The organism is Streptomyces sp. DI166 (assembly GCF_900091315.1).
Lineage (GTDB): Bacteria > Actinomycetota > Actinomycetes > Streptomycetales > Streptomycetaceae > Streptomyces > Streptomyces fuscus.
Genome location: NZ_FLSP01000139.1, coordinates 1 through 15,235, shown reverse-complemented (window position 1 = coordinate 15,235; position 15,235 = coordinate 1). Strand labels below are relative to the sequence as shown.

The window sequence follows — 15,235 nt, the reverse complement described above, 5'->3', positions numbered from 1 at the left end:
CTCCGGCTTCCCCGGCTCTCGGACCGGGGTGCTTGCTCAGGCGCAGGAGCAGCAGTAGCAGTAGCACATGAGCGCGCCGTATCGACCGGTTTCGAAGGAGTACTCGACGCCGGCCGGGATGTACATCCAGTCGCCGGCCGTGAGTTCGTGGCCGTTGTAGTGGATCGAGCCGCTCGCGATGAACCGGATGCCGGCGCCGCCGTTGTGCGAGTGCGGGGCGGCCTGCGCGCCGGGCTCAGCGACGGTGATGTAGAGCTGGGTCTCGCACGCCATGTACACCGGAAGCTGCCACTTGCGGAATCCGGGCGGGACGTTGTCGACTTCGAGGATCTTCAGTGCCTCCTCGACCGCCGCGTCCCTCGATGTGATGATCCGGCCTTCCACGTCGAGTCCGCTCTCGCGGACTGCGTTCTTGATGCGCTCCACTCCCTGCTCGAACGTGAGCCTGTTGGGATCGAAGGTCTGCTTCGCCATGAGCCTTTGCCTCCTGCTCGACCGCCATGAACGGCGTATGCGTCTGGTCGGCGGGATGGATCCCCCGGTCTGCTCCGGAGCCCACGGCTGCCGCGGTGGGTTTCACTGCGACAGCGTCATCGAAGGAGCCGTGTGGCGCAGGTCTGGGGTGGTGCGGGCTGACGTGGCTGTGCCTGGGGGGGTGTCAGGTGCGTGGCCGCGTGCGCCCCGGGTCTTCGTCCACTGAAGGCGCCCCCTGCTCTACTGGCATTCCGTGGTGCGGTGGCTGCTTCCGCTGCTGTACTTCACGCGTATGGTCTCGTCTCGTTCACCCAGTATGTGCAGGGTGCCGTTCCATGGCGTCCAGTGGCGCGGTACGAGGAAGAGCCGGTCGCCGGATACGTGGAAGAGCCGCAGTCCTGCGTAGCAGTACCGGTAGGGGCTGTTCTTGTGGTTCGACGGCGGCGACGCAGCTGCCGCCGCCGCGGATCAGCAGGTCCTGCTCGCTGAACACCACGACTGCGCGGAAGTGGACTTTCGGGTTGGCCGATCTGATCGGAACGCTGCGGGATTACAGTACGCACACCTCGGCGCCGCAGGTGTGCGCGGATGGTCCGGTACGAGTCCGCCTTGTCGGCGCGGAGCGCCTGTGGCGTGGTGCGGGGCCGCCCGACGCTCTGGGGTACTCGCAGGCGGGCCATGACCTGTGTGAAGACGGGTACGTTACCGACCTGACCTGGGGTGAGGTGAACGCCAGCGGCATGCGAACGGGGCCGACGTCAGGCGGGGGCGCCGAGGGGCGGGTGCTCCAGCACGCGGGGCTTGTACTCGACCAGCTGGATACGGCCGTCGAAGGTGCGGTGGTGCGTCATGTCCAGGGCCACGTCCGGATAGCCGTCGTAGATGCGTTCGGCACCCGTGGCTCCGGTGATCACCGGGAACATCACGACCCGGAAGCGGTCGACGAGGCCGGCTCGCAGCAGGGACCGGCACAGGCTGAGGCTGCCGATCGTGCTGAGGAGCCCCGACCCGGTCGACTTCATCGTGCGGACCGCCTCGACGGCGTCGCCGCGGACGAGCGTGGAGTTGGCCCATGTCAGTGGCTCATCGAGTGAGGAGGAGAACACCACCTTGGCCGCTTGCGTGAGCTCGTCGACGGACGCCTCCTCCTCCGGCCTGAACTCATCCTGACCCTCGGGGACTTCACCTGCGGCGAAGCCCGACATCAGACGGTAGGTATGGGCACCCATCAAGTACGTGACCTCGGGCTGCTCGCCCAGCCACGCGAGGTACTCCGGACCCTCCAGCCCCCAGAACCCGGGCCACCCTTCTCCCGAGGCGTAGCCGTCGAGGGAGGTGATGAAGTCGACGAGAAGCTCCGACATGACGGTGTCCTTTCCTGTGGTGTCACGAGCTTGGACCGTCCGGAAGCGACAAACTCATCGGCCGCGCCGTGCAACAGCGAGAGATCCCCTGACGTCGTAACTGCCCAGGTCGCCGGAGCGACGCTGCTGCGGACGACCCGCCGCACCGGCGAGGGCGGCTCCACCTCACGCGGGCTGGCTGCGGAAAGCCCACGTGTAATCGAGGGCACAGTTAGCCCTCCCCGTCTCATCAGCTGGCCCTGATTGTTGTTGACAGGCCTCAACTGCATCGTTCCAGACCGCCGCCCCCGGTGGCCGAACCTCGATCTTGTCCGCCACGGGCGCCTGAATCTGTTCAGCGTCGACGAATTGGGTCCCCGAACTGGACCGCGGCGGCATCGAGATGGCGTTTCAGATCGTGGCGACGTTCGAACTCGCCGTCGATACGAGAGAGGTCGCGTGGGGGACCGCGCAGGGGAGGTGCCGCGTAATCTCATCCAGACCATCGGGGGCGTACCCGACGTCCAGTCCGGGCTGCCGGACCTCGGATGGTGCCGGCCGTGATCAGCCCCGTCCAGGAGGCCGTGGCCTAGCATCGGCGGTAAGTCGTTCCCCGTCAGCGATCGGCTAGCATCTGGGGGTCTCACGGCCGCGTGTGTGCGGCTTGTTGAGGCATATCAGGCACGCGGGGCTTGCCGCCTCCCCACGCGCCGCTGCGCTGCCTCGGCCCCCGGTGAAGGTGGTGCTGGGCTCCCGTTTCAGGGGCTGATCGGTAGGTCATTGCGTGCTTGGTCGAGGTCGTCCTCCCAGATCCACAGCCGGTGCTGGGGCGGAACCCGGTGGTAGCCGTACAGGCCGACCTCGGTCAGAGTCCGCAGGTCCACACACACCCGCTGAAAGGCCTGGGCGATTGCCTTGGCCGGGTCGGGCAGCTGCTTGGCGCCGAGCTTGATGCACGCACGGAACTCGTATCCGAGCAGCAGGTCCTTCCCGAACTGCGCCCAGGCGCCCCGCTGCTCGGTCCAGGCCGCCTCCGCCTCGTCCAGCAACAGGTTCAGGTCGGACTTGGGCGGCAGGGAGGGGTAGATCAGGAAGGTGGCCGCCCAGCCCAGTGCCACCAGGTCGAGGTTGAAGGTGTGCCGACGTGGGTCGTCGCGCGGCGGCAGAGGGTCGGACGCACTGCCGCTGAACCAGGGCGCGGTGTAGGCCAGCAGCCGTCCGTTGCCCTCGACGAGTTCGCCGGTGGCGATGACGGCCATCTTGCGCTGGGAGCCGTCGGGGCGGGTCAGGCGGGTGGCGACCATGTCCGTGTGTGCCTGGGCGGCCGCCTTGCCCGCGGCTTGATGGCGCTCGGCCGCGTCGGGACTGATCCGCGAGACGAGATAGTCGCGCAGGTCCTCTGGAAGCGCGTCGTACGTGCCGTCCAGCAGCCGCGCCTTGGTGCGGTCCAGAGCGGCCTGGGCGGTGGCCGGGGCGCCGCCGTACTGGCTTTCCGGAGTGTCGATGGACACCATGCGAATCGCCATGGCGATGTTCGGTGTGTCACCGTCGGTGACGCTCAAGAAGCGGTAGTCGTTGGCGGGCCGACTGGGGCCCACGAAGCCGAGATCGACCATGGCTGCTCTCTCGAAAGTTGGCCCGAAGGCTCGACGAGTGGGTACCCGACAGGGACATCACGGCTGGGAGTCGCAACGTGAGCCGCCTGCCGGTTCGATTGCGATTCCTCCATCCCCGTACTGGCGGTTGAGGTACGCGGGACCAGGGAGAAGTCCATCCGGCGGGTCGTCGGCCAGAGGTCCTTCTCGCTGCAGCATCTGTGGTCAAAAATAGTACGAATCGAACGGGCTGCCGCTCCCGTGGGCCATCTGGGTGAACCCTTTGCCAAGAACCTCGGACGAACCGAGGCTTCTGGGGTCGATGGAGCTCCGCTGGCAACCTCGACTCATGGCGATCCTCCCGCCTGGTTGTCGAGGGCCGGTGCGATGATCCTCCGACGAGCGTTGGGGTAGAGGAACGGGCGCCTGGGGCATCGGCCCTTTCAATCACGACGATGCCGTTGACTCGCTGACGGCCTGGGCGAGGCCGCAGTGGGGGAGGCCGTCAAGGCTCGATCCCCGCATGCGTGGAAGTTCGAGCAGCTCTGCGCCGGAGTCCCAGCTCGTCGACAGCCGACCGCCGGGTTCGCACGAAAACCGGTTGGCGGCCTCCGGCGGCGGCTGCTACTTTCCCGGTGGCCGTGCGATGGAGCGAGGAGGTGGTACCCGTGAACGTTATGACAGGGGTGCTCTCCTTCGGAGTCACGGTAGGGCGGTAGGGCCGTCCGGGAGCGCCGCTTACGCGCACTCCCGAAAGGCACGGCCAGCCATGGCCCTTCATTTCACTTCCCAAGAGCGCCACGACGACGGCGTCCTCGAACAGGCATTCATCCTCGGTGACATCCCCGGCATCCTGTGGACGCCCCCAACCGCATCCCCATCCCGATCCGCACCAGCGCCCCTGATCCTGCTCGGACACCCCCCGCTCGGACTCGATGCGATGTACCCGCGGCTGTCAGCGCGGGCACGGCACGCCGCGGCGGACGGCTTCGCCGCTGCCACCATCGAACTCCCCGGCAGCGGAGTCCGGCCCCGCCTGCCCGCACTGGATCAGGCCCGGGCCGCCATGCGCCGGACGAGGGAGGCCGGTGAGCCGGTCAGTGACGAGATCATCGACGCCCTCGTCCTTCCGCTCGTCGACGAGGCGGTCCCGGAATGGCAAGCCGCCCTTGACGCCCTCATGTCACTGCCCGAGATCGGCGGGCCGGTCGGCTACTCGGGCGGAGTGATCTCCGTCGGGGTCCGCCTCGCGGTTGTCGAGCCGCGGATCGAGGCAGCCGTACTGTTCGCGGGCAGTTTCGTGCCGCGCGCCGTGTTTGAGGAGGCCCGCCGCGTCTCCGTTCCGCTGCATGTCCTGCTGCAGTGGGACGACGAGGGCAACGACCGGCAGGCAGCGCTGGACCTGTTCGACGCGTTCGGCTCGAAGGAGAAGTCCCTGCACGCCCATTTGGGCGGGCACGCGGGCGTCCCACCGTGGGCGGGGGAGGCCGCGGCCCGGTTCTTCGTCCGGCATTTGAAGTGAGGCCGAACTGCAGGGCCGCCGACAGTCATTGAGGCGTTGCCGGGTGCGTGCGGACCGCGACCACGGCGCATGTCGCCAGTAAGCCAGGCCAGTTGCTAGGCGGGCACGGGTCCACCGTGGCAGAGCTTCGGGCCCTGCGCGTGCGTGACGGCGTACGCGCAGGACCCGGAACAGCACTACACCCATGCTGCGGTACTCGCCTCCACCGTCCTCGGCGCCCGCCTGCGCCTGCGCGCCCAACCGACCGCCCCGAAGGAGCACTGGCATGGCAATACCTCTCGCCCCCCTGCGTGGCGCTACCCAAGACCCCGGAATCGCCCGCGAACCGACAGGAATCCGCGTCGGCGGCACCCACGTGGCCGGCGTCATCTGCGGCAACGGTTCCCGTACCTGCGGCAGTAGTCGGACTGCGCCGAGCACGGCTTGCCCGATGACCTTGCGTCATCGGGGTCTCCGCCGCTGACGTACCCACCTGCCACAACGAACTGCCGGTGATGGACACCACGCCGTCGCCGCAGGCCGCGTCGGCAGTAGTGAAGGCGCGGCACTGACCGGCTTGGAGGTCACCCCATACTGGCGCACGGGCCCGCGTGGGGGAGGCTGCGCACCCTGGGCCTGATGCACGCCGAGATGGAACAACGACGAAGGGCTCGACGCCCGTCGTTGCTGAGCAGAGATCCTTGTCAGTGCACCCGGTTAGGGTGCCCGCCATGAACGTGGGACGCCTGACCGACTTGCTTGCCGATTCCACCGCCAGTCGCCTTCCGCCCGGTCGGACGGTCACGTCCGTTGAAGGCGACGGAGACATGCAGCCCCTATGGCTCAGTGACGGGCCGGCCGTGATCGAGTTGTGGACGCGGATGCACGCCGAACACTCACGTTCCGGCCTGTGGCCGCTGCTGCTCGACTCGCTGGATCCGAACGACGGCGCATTCCGCCCGTGGGGGTCCGAGAGGTCTTTCCCGAGCAGATGTCCTCCCCGACGAGCCACGACTCTGCCGGCCTCCTCGCCCGGTGGTGGGACACCTACACAGCCGTCGACGAAGACGACGACATGCTCCACGCCGACACGCGCCTCGCCGTCACAGCTCCCTTCGGGCGGACCTGGCCCGGTCTCGCGCCCAGTCGGGAGTCGACAACGAACCCTGATCAACTGGCCGCCGAGCTCGCGCAGGCGTACCTCGTCGACCGCCCCCAGGCGCGTCTGGGGCTGGTCGGTGCAGCATCCGGTGCCGAGGCGGTGGCGGCCGTAGGCTGGGCCGGACCCTGTAACTACGACAACGACACCGCGAAGTTCTCCGCGGTTGTCCGTGACTGGGAGCACCGGTTCGGCGCTCGTGTCGTCGCGGTCGGCTTCTCCACGCTGCACCTCAGCGTCGTCGCGCCACCGGCGAACGAGCATGACGCTCTCTTGGTCGCGGCCGAGCACTTCGCCTTCTGCCCGGACAACATTTGGCAGGGCGACAGGCCGTACACGCTCGCGGCCTACGCCGAGCGGATCACAGGCGTCCACCACTGGGACTTCTGGTGGGACTGATCGACCTTCCAGGAAGACTGTGGATCCCTTGAAGGGAACGGGCAGGTTGAGCCGGGGCCGGGCTATGAAGCACTGGCATATGCGAGATGGGTTCCGCGGGCGGTGCAGCGGAAGAGCATGACACCCGCCCCCTGCCTGAGGAGGGTCAGGAAGCTCGCCACCCGGGATGTGTCGTGCCCACCACCCATCAGAGGGCCGAGTCGAAGTTGGTCGAGCGCCTCGGGGCGGGCTGCCAATTCGGTGTATCCAACCTCGCCGATGAAGGCGGCCACGTCGTTGCGGTGGACTAGCCAGTGCGGATCCTGCCAGGCGTTGAAGCCGGGGGCGCAGCGGGTGACTTGCTCCGCGTTTTCCTCGCTGACATCGTCGAGCCCGTACCAGTCGGTGAATTCACCCTCGAATTGTTCAGCGGCACGGCCGTTGGCGATGCACAGCCTCATCAGCGGCTGCTGCAAAGTCGCGCACGTCCGCTGTATCCGCGACGAGTGAACCCAGGGACATCTCTGCTCAGCTGACTGACCAGACGACACCGGTGTCAAGGAAGCTTGACATCACGACGCAGCCGCTCGTAGCGTGTCAAGTGTCCTTGATATCGCACCGGGGGTGGCGCCCGTGCAAACGCATAACGAGATCAGGGCGAGCGCTCGGCTCGTGCTCTGGACATTCGCCTGGGCGGCAACCCTTGCTCTGGCCAAGTTCGGCCCGGAACTCTTGTGGGCTCCGCCGCAGCGGGGGGCCGGCTGGGCCGCCGTAGCTGTCAATCTCGTCGTCGGCTTCGGCTGGATCACCGCCTTCACGCGCTTTCTCCGCGCACTCGATGAGCTGCAACGGAAGATCATCCAGGATGCTCTGGCGGTCACCCTCGGCGTGGGGTGGATTCTCGGATTCGCCTATGTCGTCACGGACCAGGCCAGCCTCATCGCCCGCGACATCAATGCCGCCGTCCTCCCCGCGCTCATGGGGGTCGTCTTTGTGGTCGCCTTCGCCGTCGGCAAGATCCGCTACCGATGAAGAACCGCATCACAGACCTTCGCGCTGAACGGGGCTGGACGCAGGCCGACCTGGCTCAGCACGTCGGCGTGTCCAGGCAGACGATCAACGCCATCGAAACAGGAAGGTTCGACCCCAGCCTTCCCCTCGCCTTCCGTCTCGCCAAGCTCTTCGACCTCAAGATCGAAGAGATCTTCCTCGGCGAATGACGCCACTGCGTTTCTGGCCGCTGTCAAGTGCTGCCGATCTGGGAGCACGGTTGGTACCGGGCGCAGAGGTGGTGTGCTGTGCACCCGGTTGAACTTACCCTCGCCCGCCACCCCTCGACGTGCGACAACGAGCGACGCGTGCGTGTCCCGAAAACACCACGCCCACAAGCTCGTTGACGGCTCACATGCCATGCCAACGACGATCTTGGGTCTTCGCCGCCGCGGACTACGGGGCAGAACCAGACGATTTGCAGTCCCCGTGTCGCTGCTGGCGCGGAGTGCCGGGCGCGGCGGCGTGGCAGTCGGGCTCGGTCGGCTGGTGTTCGGCTTGCGCCGGATACGCCGAAGTGAAGGCGGCGGTGAGCTCGTGCAGGAGGGGTTCTGTGCGGGGGTGAGGGGCGCGGCGCGGTGTGATCGCGTAGATCCCGCGGGTCGGGGGATCGACGAGGGGCAGGGTGGTGACATCGGCCCGCAGTGCGCTCGTCAGCACTCCGGGTATCAGCGCGATGGCGTGACCGGTGGCGACCAGGGCGAGTTTGCCGGGCAGGTCGGCCGCGGTGAGGTCGATGCGGGCGCTGACTCCGGCGCGGGCGGCGTGCTGGCGCAGGAGCGCCGCGGAGCCCTCGTTGTCCTCGACCCAGCACTCGTCGGCCAGTGCCTTGATGCGCACCGGTCCGCAACCGGCCAGCGGATGGCCGACGGGCAGTACGACGACCATCGCGTCCAGGCCGAGGAAGAGGCGTTCGACCTGCGCGTCGACGGGCAGCCCCGGTGGAGCGTCGGTGACGACGGCGATGTCGAGATCGCCCGCGGTCACGCGCCCGTGAAGCTGAGTAGGTGTTTTTGAAGGTGGGCAGAGGACTGAGGCTCCGCAAAAAGGGATTCAGGCTTGAGTAGTGGCTCGCGTAGGGTTCCCCAGTTGCCGAGCTGAAAAGGTGGTCGTGGGCGTGGCACCTCGGGAAGTGATGCGGGACCAGTTGGCGGGGGCAGCCCGGGCTGCACTGGGTGGCGGTCGGAAGCTGGAGGCGGTCGAGCGGCTCACCGGCGGCACCACGAAGGGCGTGTACCGCCTCACGATGAACGACGCCACGACGGTGGTCGCCTACCTGTGGGAGAAGTCGGAGAACTACTGGCCGGTGGCTGAGGGCGATGGCGATCTCACCGACCCGTTCTCGCCCGGTGTCGGGCTTGACTTGTTCGAGGCCAGCCACGCGCGCCTGGCCTCGCTCGGCTTGCGGGTCCCCGAGGTCTACTTGGTTGACCGGGACCGCACTCACTACCCGGCCGACCTGGCGATCGTGGAGGACTTCCCCGGCGAGGATCTGATGGACTTGTTCAACCGCGACCCGCGCGCTGCAGAGCCGACGATGGCCCGCCTCGCCGATGCCCTGGCGGCGATGCGACGCCATCGAGCGCCGTCGTTCGGCAAGGTGGCCCAGATCGACAAGAGGGGAAGGTCCAGAGCGGCGTCGTGTGAGGAGGCAGCGCTTGAGTTCGCGCTGCGCTGCCTCGCCGAGGCGGCGTCCCGTGACAGGAGGATCGCGGACGCTCGCGGCAGGCTGGAGGAGCGGCTGCGTGAACTCGCCGCGGCGGTACGGCCGCGTGCCGAGTACTCGGTCGTCCACGGTGAGTTGGGGCTGGATCACGTGCTGGTGGACCGGGACGGTAACCCCGTCGTGATCGACTTCGAGGAGTTGCTGTACTTCGACGTCGAGTGGGAGCACGTGTTCCTGCGGCTCCGCCACTCCGAGGACCAATACCGACGGTTGGCGGTGGAGGACCTCGACGAGGACCGACTCGCCCTCTATAAGCTCACCCAGCACTTGTCCCTGACGGCGGGGCCGCTTCGGCTGCTGGACGGAGACTTCCCCGACCGGGCGTTCATGCAGGGAATTGCCGAGCACCACTTGCACCAGGCGCTGGCGCTGGTCTCAGGGGGTTAGAAGTCATCGAGGGGACATACCGGACTGTTTCGTCCAGTCGGTGCGGGGCTTTTTGCGGGTGAGGCGTCGGGTCATCGTGGTGATGAGTGCCCAGTTCAGGTGTGCTTCGGAGTGCTGGGGCAGGCGTTCGTAGTCGCGTGCGTTGCGGCGGGCGATCTACGCCGCCGGCATCCTCCTGCTGACGATGACGGCAGTGACCGCATCCATGACCAGCAACCGCCGCGTCGAGGCAGCACGGTGCGCCGCGGCCCTGGCCGACACTCCACCTCAGCCGGTCTCGAATGACCTCGCGCAGGAGAGTGCCCCCGATCTGGTGTGACGTTCCTGCGGCAGCCGCCGCACCAAGGACTTCAAGCCGCCGGTGTGCGGTGGGTCCACCGGGCTGTTACTCACTTTCGGGTGACGGGCGGTCCGTGAGTGTTGACGTGCGGCGGTGATCGAGGGGGAGTGGCCCTGTTCCCGTCAGGGGCGCATCGTCCCTGGACAGTCGACCTGTTCCCATATCGGGCATACATGGGCATTGCATTCGAGAGTCACGGAAATGTGGGTAACAGGTAACAGGGCGGGTGTTGCGTCCCGGCGTGGCGGGTGTGGCCGCGAGGGTCTGTGCAGCGACGGACCGACCCGGCCGTCGCCACACACCACGCACCACCACCCGGAGCCCCGGCCCGCGAGGGCCGGCCCTCTCCGGGAGGGGTGCCCGCACCATGCAGGTGGGTTCATGTCTGCTTCTTCTTCCCTCGTCTCCCGCCGTCTGCTCGCCGCCACGCTCGCGGCCGGAGCCGTCATCGGAGCGGCGGCGCTGCCGGCGTCCGCCGCCGGTGCTGACCGCGGCCACCGCGGTCCGAAGGTGGAGATCACGGCCGTGCAGTACGACGCCCCGGGACGCGACGACCGGTCGAACCGCTCGCTGAACAGGGAGTGGGTGGAGCTGACCAACAACGCCCGCCACGCCGTGAACCTGGACGGGTGGAGGCTGCAGGACACCCACGGCCGCGGCTACACCTTCGACCACTACCGCCTGGCGGGCCGGGCCACGGTCCGCATCCACACCGGCGTCGGACGCGACACCCGCACCGACCTGTACCAGGACCGCCGCAACCACCTGTGGGACAACCGCTACGGCACCCTCACCCTGCGCAACGACCGCGGCCGCTTCATCGATGACGAATCCTGGGGCGGCCGCCACAGCCACCACGGCGGCAAGCACCACAACAACCACCACCAGGGCGGCAAGCACCACCACGGCGACCGCAACCACCACACCAGCCGCCACTGACCACCCACACCCCGCGCAGGTGACAGCCGAACACCCCACCCGCGCGAACCCGTAACCAGCAGCGTGCCCGGCCACCAACGGTGACCGGGCACGCTGCTGCTTCCTCCGCCCCCCGCCACTGGCCGGCAGGTGTCGGCTGTTACTTGCGGGTCGATGTCAACGTATCGCCAGGGAGGGTTCGTCGAGCTGGCCAACTGCTTTACGCCAGGCGTTTGTTACCGCGGTGTGCGCGGTGGCGGTGCACGCGGCGGTGGTGCCGGTGAGGGTGATCGGCGCTCCGACGTGGACGTGCAGCCGGGGCCGGCGCAGTGGCGCGGTGACCAGCCCGGCGATTTGCTTCACGGTTGTGCCCGAGGTGATGCGCCGTGCTCCTGCCTGGCCCACGGGGACGACGGGTGCACCCGTGCGCTCCGCCAGCCGCGCAAGTCCGCTGCGGAAGGGCGTGGGTTCGGCTTCGGAGGCATCGGTGCGGTGCGGGAGTCCGCCTTCGCCGTAGAGGAGGACCGTGCGACCTTCGCTCAACGTGGCCGCCGCGAGATCGAGGCATCGGGCCGCGCGGTGGCTGTTGCGGTGCACTGGGATGTGGCCCTCTCGGTCGAGGGTGCGGCCGAGTACGGGTACGCGCCAGAGGCCCGCCGTCGCAAGGACGGCCGGGTGGACGCCGAGTCGGTGGAAGGCGGCGAGAACGATGGCCGGGTCGGCGAGAGAGGTGTGGTTGGCCACGAGGATGCTGCCCGGCGCAAGGGTGGCACCGGCGTCGGCGGTCACGGTGAGCCGGCCGAAGACTGGGACAAGGCCGGCGGCCAAGCGGCTGAGCATAGGGACTCCCGATCGCAAGAATGATGATCTTCATCCTCGGGGGCCGCGAAGGACGAGGCGTGAGCACGCGTACTCACTCCAGCCGATGCCTGATACTCAATTCGGGTCTGGAGGGGCCGGCTTGCGAGCCTCCCGGCGGCGGAGGCTGGGGCTGCCGAGCAACGCGAGCATGCACAGGATTCGGCTATACGTGTCGGCCCGTGGGCGCCGCGAAAGACATGTCTCACCAGGTGGGGTGGTTGCCCCAGCTATTTCGGCTCCGGTTGTGGGGTGATCCGTGCGGGTTCGGGTTGCTTGATGGTGAAGAGCTCGGGAGGCTTCGGAAAGATCAGCGAACGAAGTCCTGCCATTCGGAACGGAGTTCAGCCAGGACCGCGACGGTGAGCCGGTTAAGGGCGGCGGGGTTGGGAACGACCTGGACGCCACCGACCTGGGTATGGGCCAGGGCACTGCTGCGCAGCGTCATGCGGAAGTGCTCGTCCTGGTCTGTGAAGTGCCACTCCGCGTGACAAACGGCACGTCCAGAGCGTGGTCAGCTTCCTGGCAGCCACTCGGAGAGACCCGCGCGGACCTGCGCGTCCCGGAAGAAACCGCTGTGGACGACGGCTCTGTCCGAGGGGACAACGAGAGGATCGGGGACGACGTACGAACCGGCACGGTGGACCCCCTCGGTCGGTACGACGAGGTCGTTGCCGACGCCGAACAACCGGTCCAGGGAAACAGCGCGAGCAGGTTGCTGCCAGGCTGTTCCGGCTCAGGTGGCGGGCGACGAGACCGCCCCGGGTGTGGGTGACGACGTCGAGGGTGAGCTGGCGGTCGTGGGGCAGGTGCTCCAGGAGCCAGCGCGCATTGTCGACCGGGTCGAGGTGGACGGTTGGATGGTCGAAGACCAGGACGCGGCCGTCGTAGCGGCGATGGAGGTCGTGCAGCAGAGGCTCGTCGTCGGCGAGGCCGCGAAAGCCGGTTGGACACGTGCTGAACGTGCCGTGGACGAAGAGCAGGAAGGGCTGGTCGGCGAGCTCGGCGAGTCGACGCACGCCCACCTGCCCTTCGGGTCCTTCCACTGTCTGTTCGCCTGCCGAGAGGAACGTCTGCGGAGTGGTCAGCCGGAGCCCGTAGGGGCGGTGTTTCTTCTTCCATCGGCTGACCGCGAAGTCAGCCGCATAACCGGCCACCTGCTCGATGGGGAACCGCAGCAGGTGCAGGACCTTGCCGACACCGAACCCGATGATGCTCCGGTCCGTCGCCGACCCATCGGCGCTGAGGGCGAACTGTTCCACTGGCTCATGGAACGTCTGGGCCCTGGCGGCCCGGTCCTGGCGATCACTACGCACTGCCGTCTCGGGGAACACCCAGCGCACGAGGCCGGTTGCGTCTGCCTCCAGCAGGACCTGCGCCTCGTCCGACGGGGGCGCGGGCGCCTCCAGCAGAAGGTGAGGGCCGGGATCGCCGCTCCGCTCCCGCCCGCCTGGGCGGCGGGGCACGCTCAAGTCGCTCAGTGGCACGGTGCGTACCGGCCGCATCCCGGTCTCTTGCGCCGGGGTGCCCAGCAGGCGCGCGGCGGGCTCGGGGACGTGGTCGGCGAGGAGTTGCTCGGGAAGCCCGCCAGGCGCCGCGTCGCGCACCGGCGTTCCGGTCGTGGCCCATCTGCGGACCTCCCCGATGCGGCCGCTGGTCTCTGAGGAGCGTGTCGACGGGGTCACCCGTGACGCCGCGGCCGACGAGGCCGATACGTCACAGAACCCTTACCGGATGCCTGCGCACGCGGCGGCAGAGCGGTGCGTTTACGCGGTGACTTCGGCGGGCTGCGTGGTGGTCAGGAACGCGGCGAGCCTGTCCAGGACACCGGGCAGCACCCAGTAGTAGACCCAGGTTCCACGGCGCTCGCAGTCGATCAGCCCGGCCTGGCGCAGCAGTTTGAGGTGGTGGGAGATCGTCGGTTGGGACAGGTCGAAGGCCGGGGTCAGCTCGCACACGCACACCTCGCCGCCCTCCCCCCGTGAGGCGATCATCGACATGAGGCGTAGCCGGACCGGGTCTCCCAGGGCCTTGAAGACCTTGGCCAGCTCCGAGGCCTGGTCCTCGTCCAGCGGTGCGACGGACAGGCCGGGGCAGCAGGCTGCGTCCTGGCCGATCACCTCAAGCTCGTGTTTCGACATGCTTCTATGTTGACGTTTTTCGATTCAGGGTGCAAGGTTGCATCAATGAACGTCAATACAGGCTGTTCCGGGGCTTGCCATGCCCCGTCACCTAGGAGTGATTCATGACCGAGCAGTCCACCGACCTGCGTGAAACCGTCCGCCGGCGGTACGCGGCGGCAGCCGTGAAGGTCACCGAAAGGGGCACCGCCTGCTGCGGGCCCGAGCCGGTCGAGGTCGACGAGAACTTCGGCTCCACCCTCTACGCCGCCGACGAGCGCGATGCCCTGCCCGCCGAGGCCGTCGCCGCGTCCCTCGGATGCGGCAACCCCACCGCCGTCGCTGAACTGCGGGAGGGCGAACGAGTCCTCGACCTTGGCTCCGGCGGCGGTATCGACGTCCTCCTCTCCGCCCGCCGCGTCGGCCCCACCGGCAAGGCGTACGGGCTGGATATGACCGAGGAGATGCTCGCCCTGGCCCTCGCCAACGCGGCGAAGGCCGGCGCCACGAACGTCGAGTTCCTCAAGGGCACCATCGAAGCCGTCCCGTTGCCCGCGAACACCATCGACGTAGTGATCTCCAACTGCGTGATCAACCTGTCCACCGACAAGCCCGCCGTATTCGCCGAGACCTTCCGAGTCCTGAAGCCCGGCGGCCGCATCGGCATCTCCGACGTCGTCGCCGACGACACCCTCACCACCGAACAGCGCGCCGAACGGGGCGACTACGTCGGCTGCATCGCCGGCGCACTGTCCTTCACCGAGTACCGGGCGGGACTGGCGGCGGCCGGCTTCACGGACATCGAGATCACTGCGACCCACCCGGTCGCCGACGGCATGCACTCCGCCATCGTCCGCGCCACCAAGCCCGCCACCACCGCCACCGCGGCGGATGCCAACACGGACGACTCCTGCTGCGGCGTGACTGCCTGCTGCACCCCTGCCGAGCAGGCAACTGACCCGTCCATCACCGTGCGCGAGGCCAAGAGTACCGCTGGGTGCACCTGCCAGGGCATGTCTCGCCGTGTGGTTTGACAGCATCCGCGCGTGGGGAGCTCACCCGGGCGGTGGTGTGACTCGCTGTACTGGTAACCCAATGCCGCGTACTCGTGGGTCTTGCGATGGGGTTGCTCGAAGGAGTCCCAGATCACGAGGCCGGCTGTCGTGAGGATGCGGGTCAGGAGTGGCCGGCACCCCCACCCACCACATGCACAACCGAGAGCGGGCGTCTCGGCCCCATCGCGTAGGCGGACCGTCCGAGGAAGTGATCCTGCATCGGGCCGAACCGGAGAAGCTCTGGGATCAGACCGCCGTGGCCTTGCCTGCGTGCTGAATCCCGGCCGCGATCTCGAACCCGTCGATCAGCTCGGTGAGTAGTGCATCCGTC

General features: G+C 68.1%; 15 protein-coding genes and 2 pseudogenes. 8 read left to right on the top strand and 9 right to left on the bottom strand.

Going from position 1 to position 15,235, the window contains the following annotated elements:
- Positions 1-36 precede the first annotated feature (36 nt).
- The 4 genes and pseudogenes from GA0115233_RS37220 to GA0115233_RS37210 form a co-directional block, all read right to left on the bottom strand.
- The gene (locus tag GA0115233_RS37220) at positions 37-474 is read right to left on the bottom strand and encodes a cupin domain-containing protein (protein WP_093724796.1); all 438 of its coding nucleotides are present in this window, start codon (positions 472-474) and stop codon (positions 37-39) included.
- Positions 475-1,004: 530 nt separating this feature from the next.
- A pseudogene (locus GA0115233_RS42095) lies at positions 1,005-1,154 on the bottom strand (IS5/IS1182 family transposase); the annotation flags it as partial.
- 78 nt (positions 1,155-1,232) lie between these two features.
- Positions 1,233-1,838 carry a dihydrofolate reductase family protein gene (locus tag GA0115233_RS37215; protein ID WP_093724794.1) on the bottom strand — a complete coding sequence of 202 codons (606 nt, stop codon included), beginning with the start codon at positions 1,836-1,838 and terminating at the stop codon, positions 1,233-1,235.
- Positions 1,839-2,575: 737 nt separating this feature from the next.
- Positions 2,576-3,433, bottom strand: coding sequence for a hypothetical protein (locus tag GA0115233_RS37210; RefSeq protein ID WP_093724792.1), 858 nt, complete (start codon positions 3,431-3,433; stop codon positions 2,576-2,578).
- 748 nt (positions 3,434-4,181) lie between these two features.
- On the opposite strand from GA0115233_RS37210, the gene GA0115233_RS37200 reads away from it, so the two are divergent.
- Both GA0115233_RS37200 and GA0115233_RS37190 read left to right on the top strand, forming a co-directional pair.
- Complete coding sequence (locus GA0115233_RS37200; protein WP_093724790.1) at positions 4,182-4,934, top strand: alpha/beta hydrolase; 753 nt, start codon at positions 4,182-4,184, stop codon at positions 4,932-4,934.
- Positions 4,935-5,904: 970 nt separating this feature from the next.
- On the top strand, positions 5,905-6,471 hold the full coding sequence (locus GA0115233_RS37190; RefSeq protein ID WP_255310480.1) for a DUF4253 domain-containing protein: 567 nt from the start codon (positions 5,905-5,907) through the stop codon (positions 6,469-6,471).
- A 62-nt stretch (positions 6,472-6,533) separates the two neighbouring features.
- Here the strand turns inward: GA0115233_RS37190 and GA0115233_RS37185 are convergent, their stop codons facing one another.
- Positions 6,534-6,926 (bottom strand): CbrC family protein, encoded by a 393-nt coding sequence (locus tag GA0115233_RS37185; protein ID WP_255310479.1) that lies wholly within the window; start codon positions 6,924-6,926, stop codon positions 6,534-6,536.
- A gap of 157 nt (positions 6,927-7,083) precedes the next feature.
- On the opposite strand from GA0115233_RS37185, the gene GA0115233_RS37180 reads away from it, so the two are divergent.
- Both GA0115233_RS37180 and GA0115233_RS37175 read left to right on the top strand, forming a co-directional pair.
- Positions 7,084-7,482: a hypothetical protein gene (locus tag GA0115233_RS37180; protein WP_141689624.1), complete on the top strand. Its 399-nt coding sequence runs from the start codon at positions 7,084-7,086 to the stop codon at positions 7,480-7,482.
- Positions 7,479-7,670, top strand: a complete 192-nt coding sequence (locus GA0115233_RS37175) for a helix-turn-helix transcriptional regulator (RefSeq protein ID WP_093724784.1) — start codon at positions 7,479-7,481, stop codon at positions 7,668-7,670. Before GA0115233_RS37180 ends, GA0115233_RS37175 begins: the two co-directional genes overlap by 4 nt.
- Positions 7,671-7,896: 226 nt before the next feature.
- On the opposite strand, the pseudogene GA0115233_RS37170 reads toward GA0115233_RS37175, so the two are convergent.
- Positions 7,897-8,502: pseudogene (locus tag GA0115233_RS37170) on the bottom strand (LysR substrate-binding domain-containing protein); the annotation flags it as partial.
- 133 nt (positions 8,503-8,635) lie between these two features.
- Here GA0115233_RS37170 and GA0115233_RS37165 point away from each other — a divergent pair.
- Positions 8,636-9,613 carry a phosphotransferase family protein gene (locus GA0115233_RS37165; RefSeq protein WP_176712075.1) on the top strand — a complete coding sequence of 326 codons (978 nt, stop codon included), beginning with the start codon at positions 8,636-8,638 and terminating at the stop codon, positions 9,611-9,613.
- A gap of 721 nt (positions 9,614-10,334) precedes the next feature.
- Positions 10,335-10,892 (top strand): lamin tail domain-containing protein, encoded by a 558-nt coding sequence (locus GA0115233_RS37160; RefSeq protein WP_093723197.1) that lies wholly within the window; start codon positions 10,335-10,337, stop codon positions 10,890-10,892.
- Positions 10,893-11,048: 156 nt separating this feature from the next.
- Here GA0115233_RS37160 and GA0115233_RS37155 read toward each other — a convergent pair whose 3' ends face one another.
- Both GA0115233_RS37155 and GA0115233_RS41360 read right to left on the bottom strand, forming a co-directional pair.
- Positions 11,049-11,711 (bottom strand): lysophospholipid acyltransferase family protein, encoded by a 663-nt coding sequence (locus tag GA0115233_RS37155; RefSeq protein WP_093724780.1) that lies wholly within the window; start codon positions 11,709-11,711, stop codon positions 11,049-11,051.
- Between the two features lie 328 nt (positions 11,712-12,039).
- Entirely contained in the window at positions 12,040-12,177 is a 138-nt protein-coding gene (locus GA0115233_RS41360) for a hypothetical protein (protein WP_176712074.1), read from the bottom strand.
- 319 nt (positions 12,178-12,496) lie between these two features.
- Here GA0115233_RS41360 and GA0115233_RS37150 point away from each other — a divergent pair, with 319 nt between their 5' ends.
- The gene (locus GA0115233_RS37150) at positions 12,497-13,393 is read left to right on the top strand and encodes a hypothetical protein (RefSeq protein ID WP_093724778.1); all 897 of its coding nucleotides are present in this window, start codon (positions 12,497-12,499) and stop codon (positions 13,391-13,393) included.
- A 102-nt stretch (positions 13,394-13,495) separates the two neighbouring features.
- Here the strand turns inward: GA0115233_RS37150 and GA0115233_RS37145 are convergent, their stop codons facing one another.
- Entirely contained in the window at positions 13,496-13,870 is a 375-nt protein-coding gene (locus GA0115233_RS37145) for an ArsR/SmtB family transcription factor (protein ID WP_176712073.1), read from the bottom strand.
- Positions 13,871-13,974: 104 nt separating this feature from the next.
- Here GA0115233_RS37145 and arsM point away from each other — a divergent pair, with 104 nt between their 5' ends.
- On the top strand, positions 13,975-14,883 hold the full coding sequence (gene arsM, locus GA0115233_RS37140) for an arsenite methyltransferase (RefSeq protein WP_093724774.1): 909 nt from the start codon (positions 13,975-13,977) through the stop codon (positions 14,881-14,883).
- Positions 14,884-15,235: the final 352 nt, after the last annotated feature.

Coding starts and splice junctions, on each gene's coding strand:
- GA0115233_RS37220 (WP_093724796.1), bottom strand. CDS start 474: ATGGCGAAGCAGACCTTCGATCCCAACAGGCTCACGTTCGAGCAGGGA.
- GA0115233_RS37215 (WP_093724794.1), bottom strand. CDS start 1,838: ATGTCGGAGCTTCTCGTCGACTTCATCACCTCCCTCGACGGCTACGCC.
- GA0115233_RS37210 (WP_093724792.1), bottom strand. CDS start 3,433: ATGGTCGATCTCGGCTTCGTGGGCCCCAGTCGGCCCGCCAACGACTAC.
- GA0115233_RS37200 (WP_093724790.1), top strand. CDS start 4,182: ATGGCCCTTCATTTCACTTCCCAAGAGCGCCACGACGACGGCGTCCTC.
- GA0115233_RS37190 (WP_255310480.1), top strand. CDS start 5,905: ATGTCCTCCCCGACGAGCCACGACTCTGCCGGCCTCCTCGCCCGGTGG.
- GA0115233_RS37175 (WP_093724784.1), top strand. CDS start 7,479: ATGAAGAACCGCATCACAGACCTTCGCGCTGAACGGGGCTGGACGCAG.
- GA0115233_RS37165 (WP_176712075.1), top strand. CDS start 8,636: ATGCGGGACCAGTTGGCGGGGGCAGCCCGGGCTGCACTGGGTGGCGGT.
- GA0115233_RS37160 (WP_093723197.1), top strand. CDS start 10,335: ATGTCTGCTTCTTCTTCCCTCGTCTCCCGCCGTCTGCTCGCCGCCACG.
- GA0115233_RS37155 (WP_093724780.1), bottom strand. CDS start 11,711: ATGCTCAGCCGCTTGGCCGCCGGCCTTGTCCCAGTCTTCGGCCGGCTC.
- GA0115233_RS41360 (WP_176712074.1), bottom strand. CDS start 12,177: ATGACGCTGCGCAGCAGTGCCCTGGCCCATACCCAGGTCGGTGGCGTC.
- GA0115233_RS37145 (WP_176712073.1), bottom strand. CDS start 13,870: ATGTCGAAACACGAGCTTGAGGTGATCGGCCAGGACGCAGCCTGCTGC.
- arsM (WP_093724774.1), top strand. CDS start 13,975: ATGACCGAGCAGTCCACCGACCTGCGTGAAACCGTCCGCCGGCGGTAC.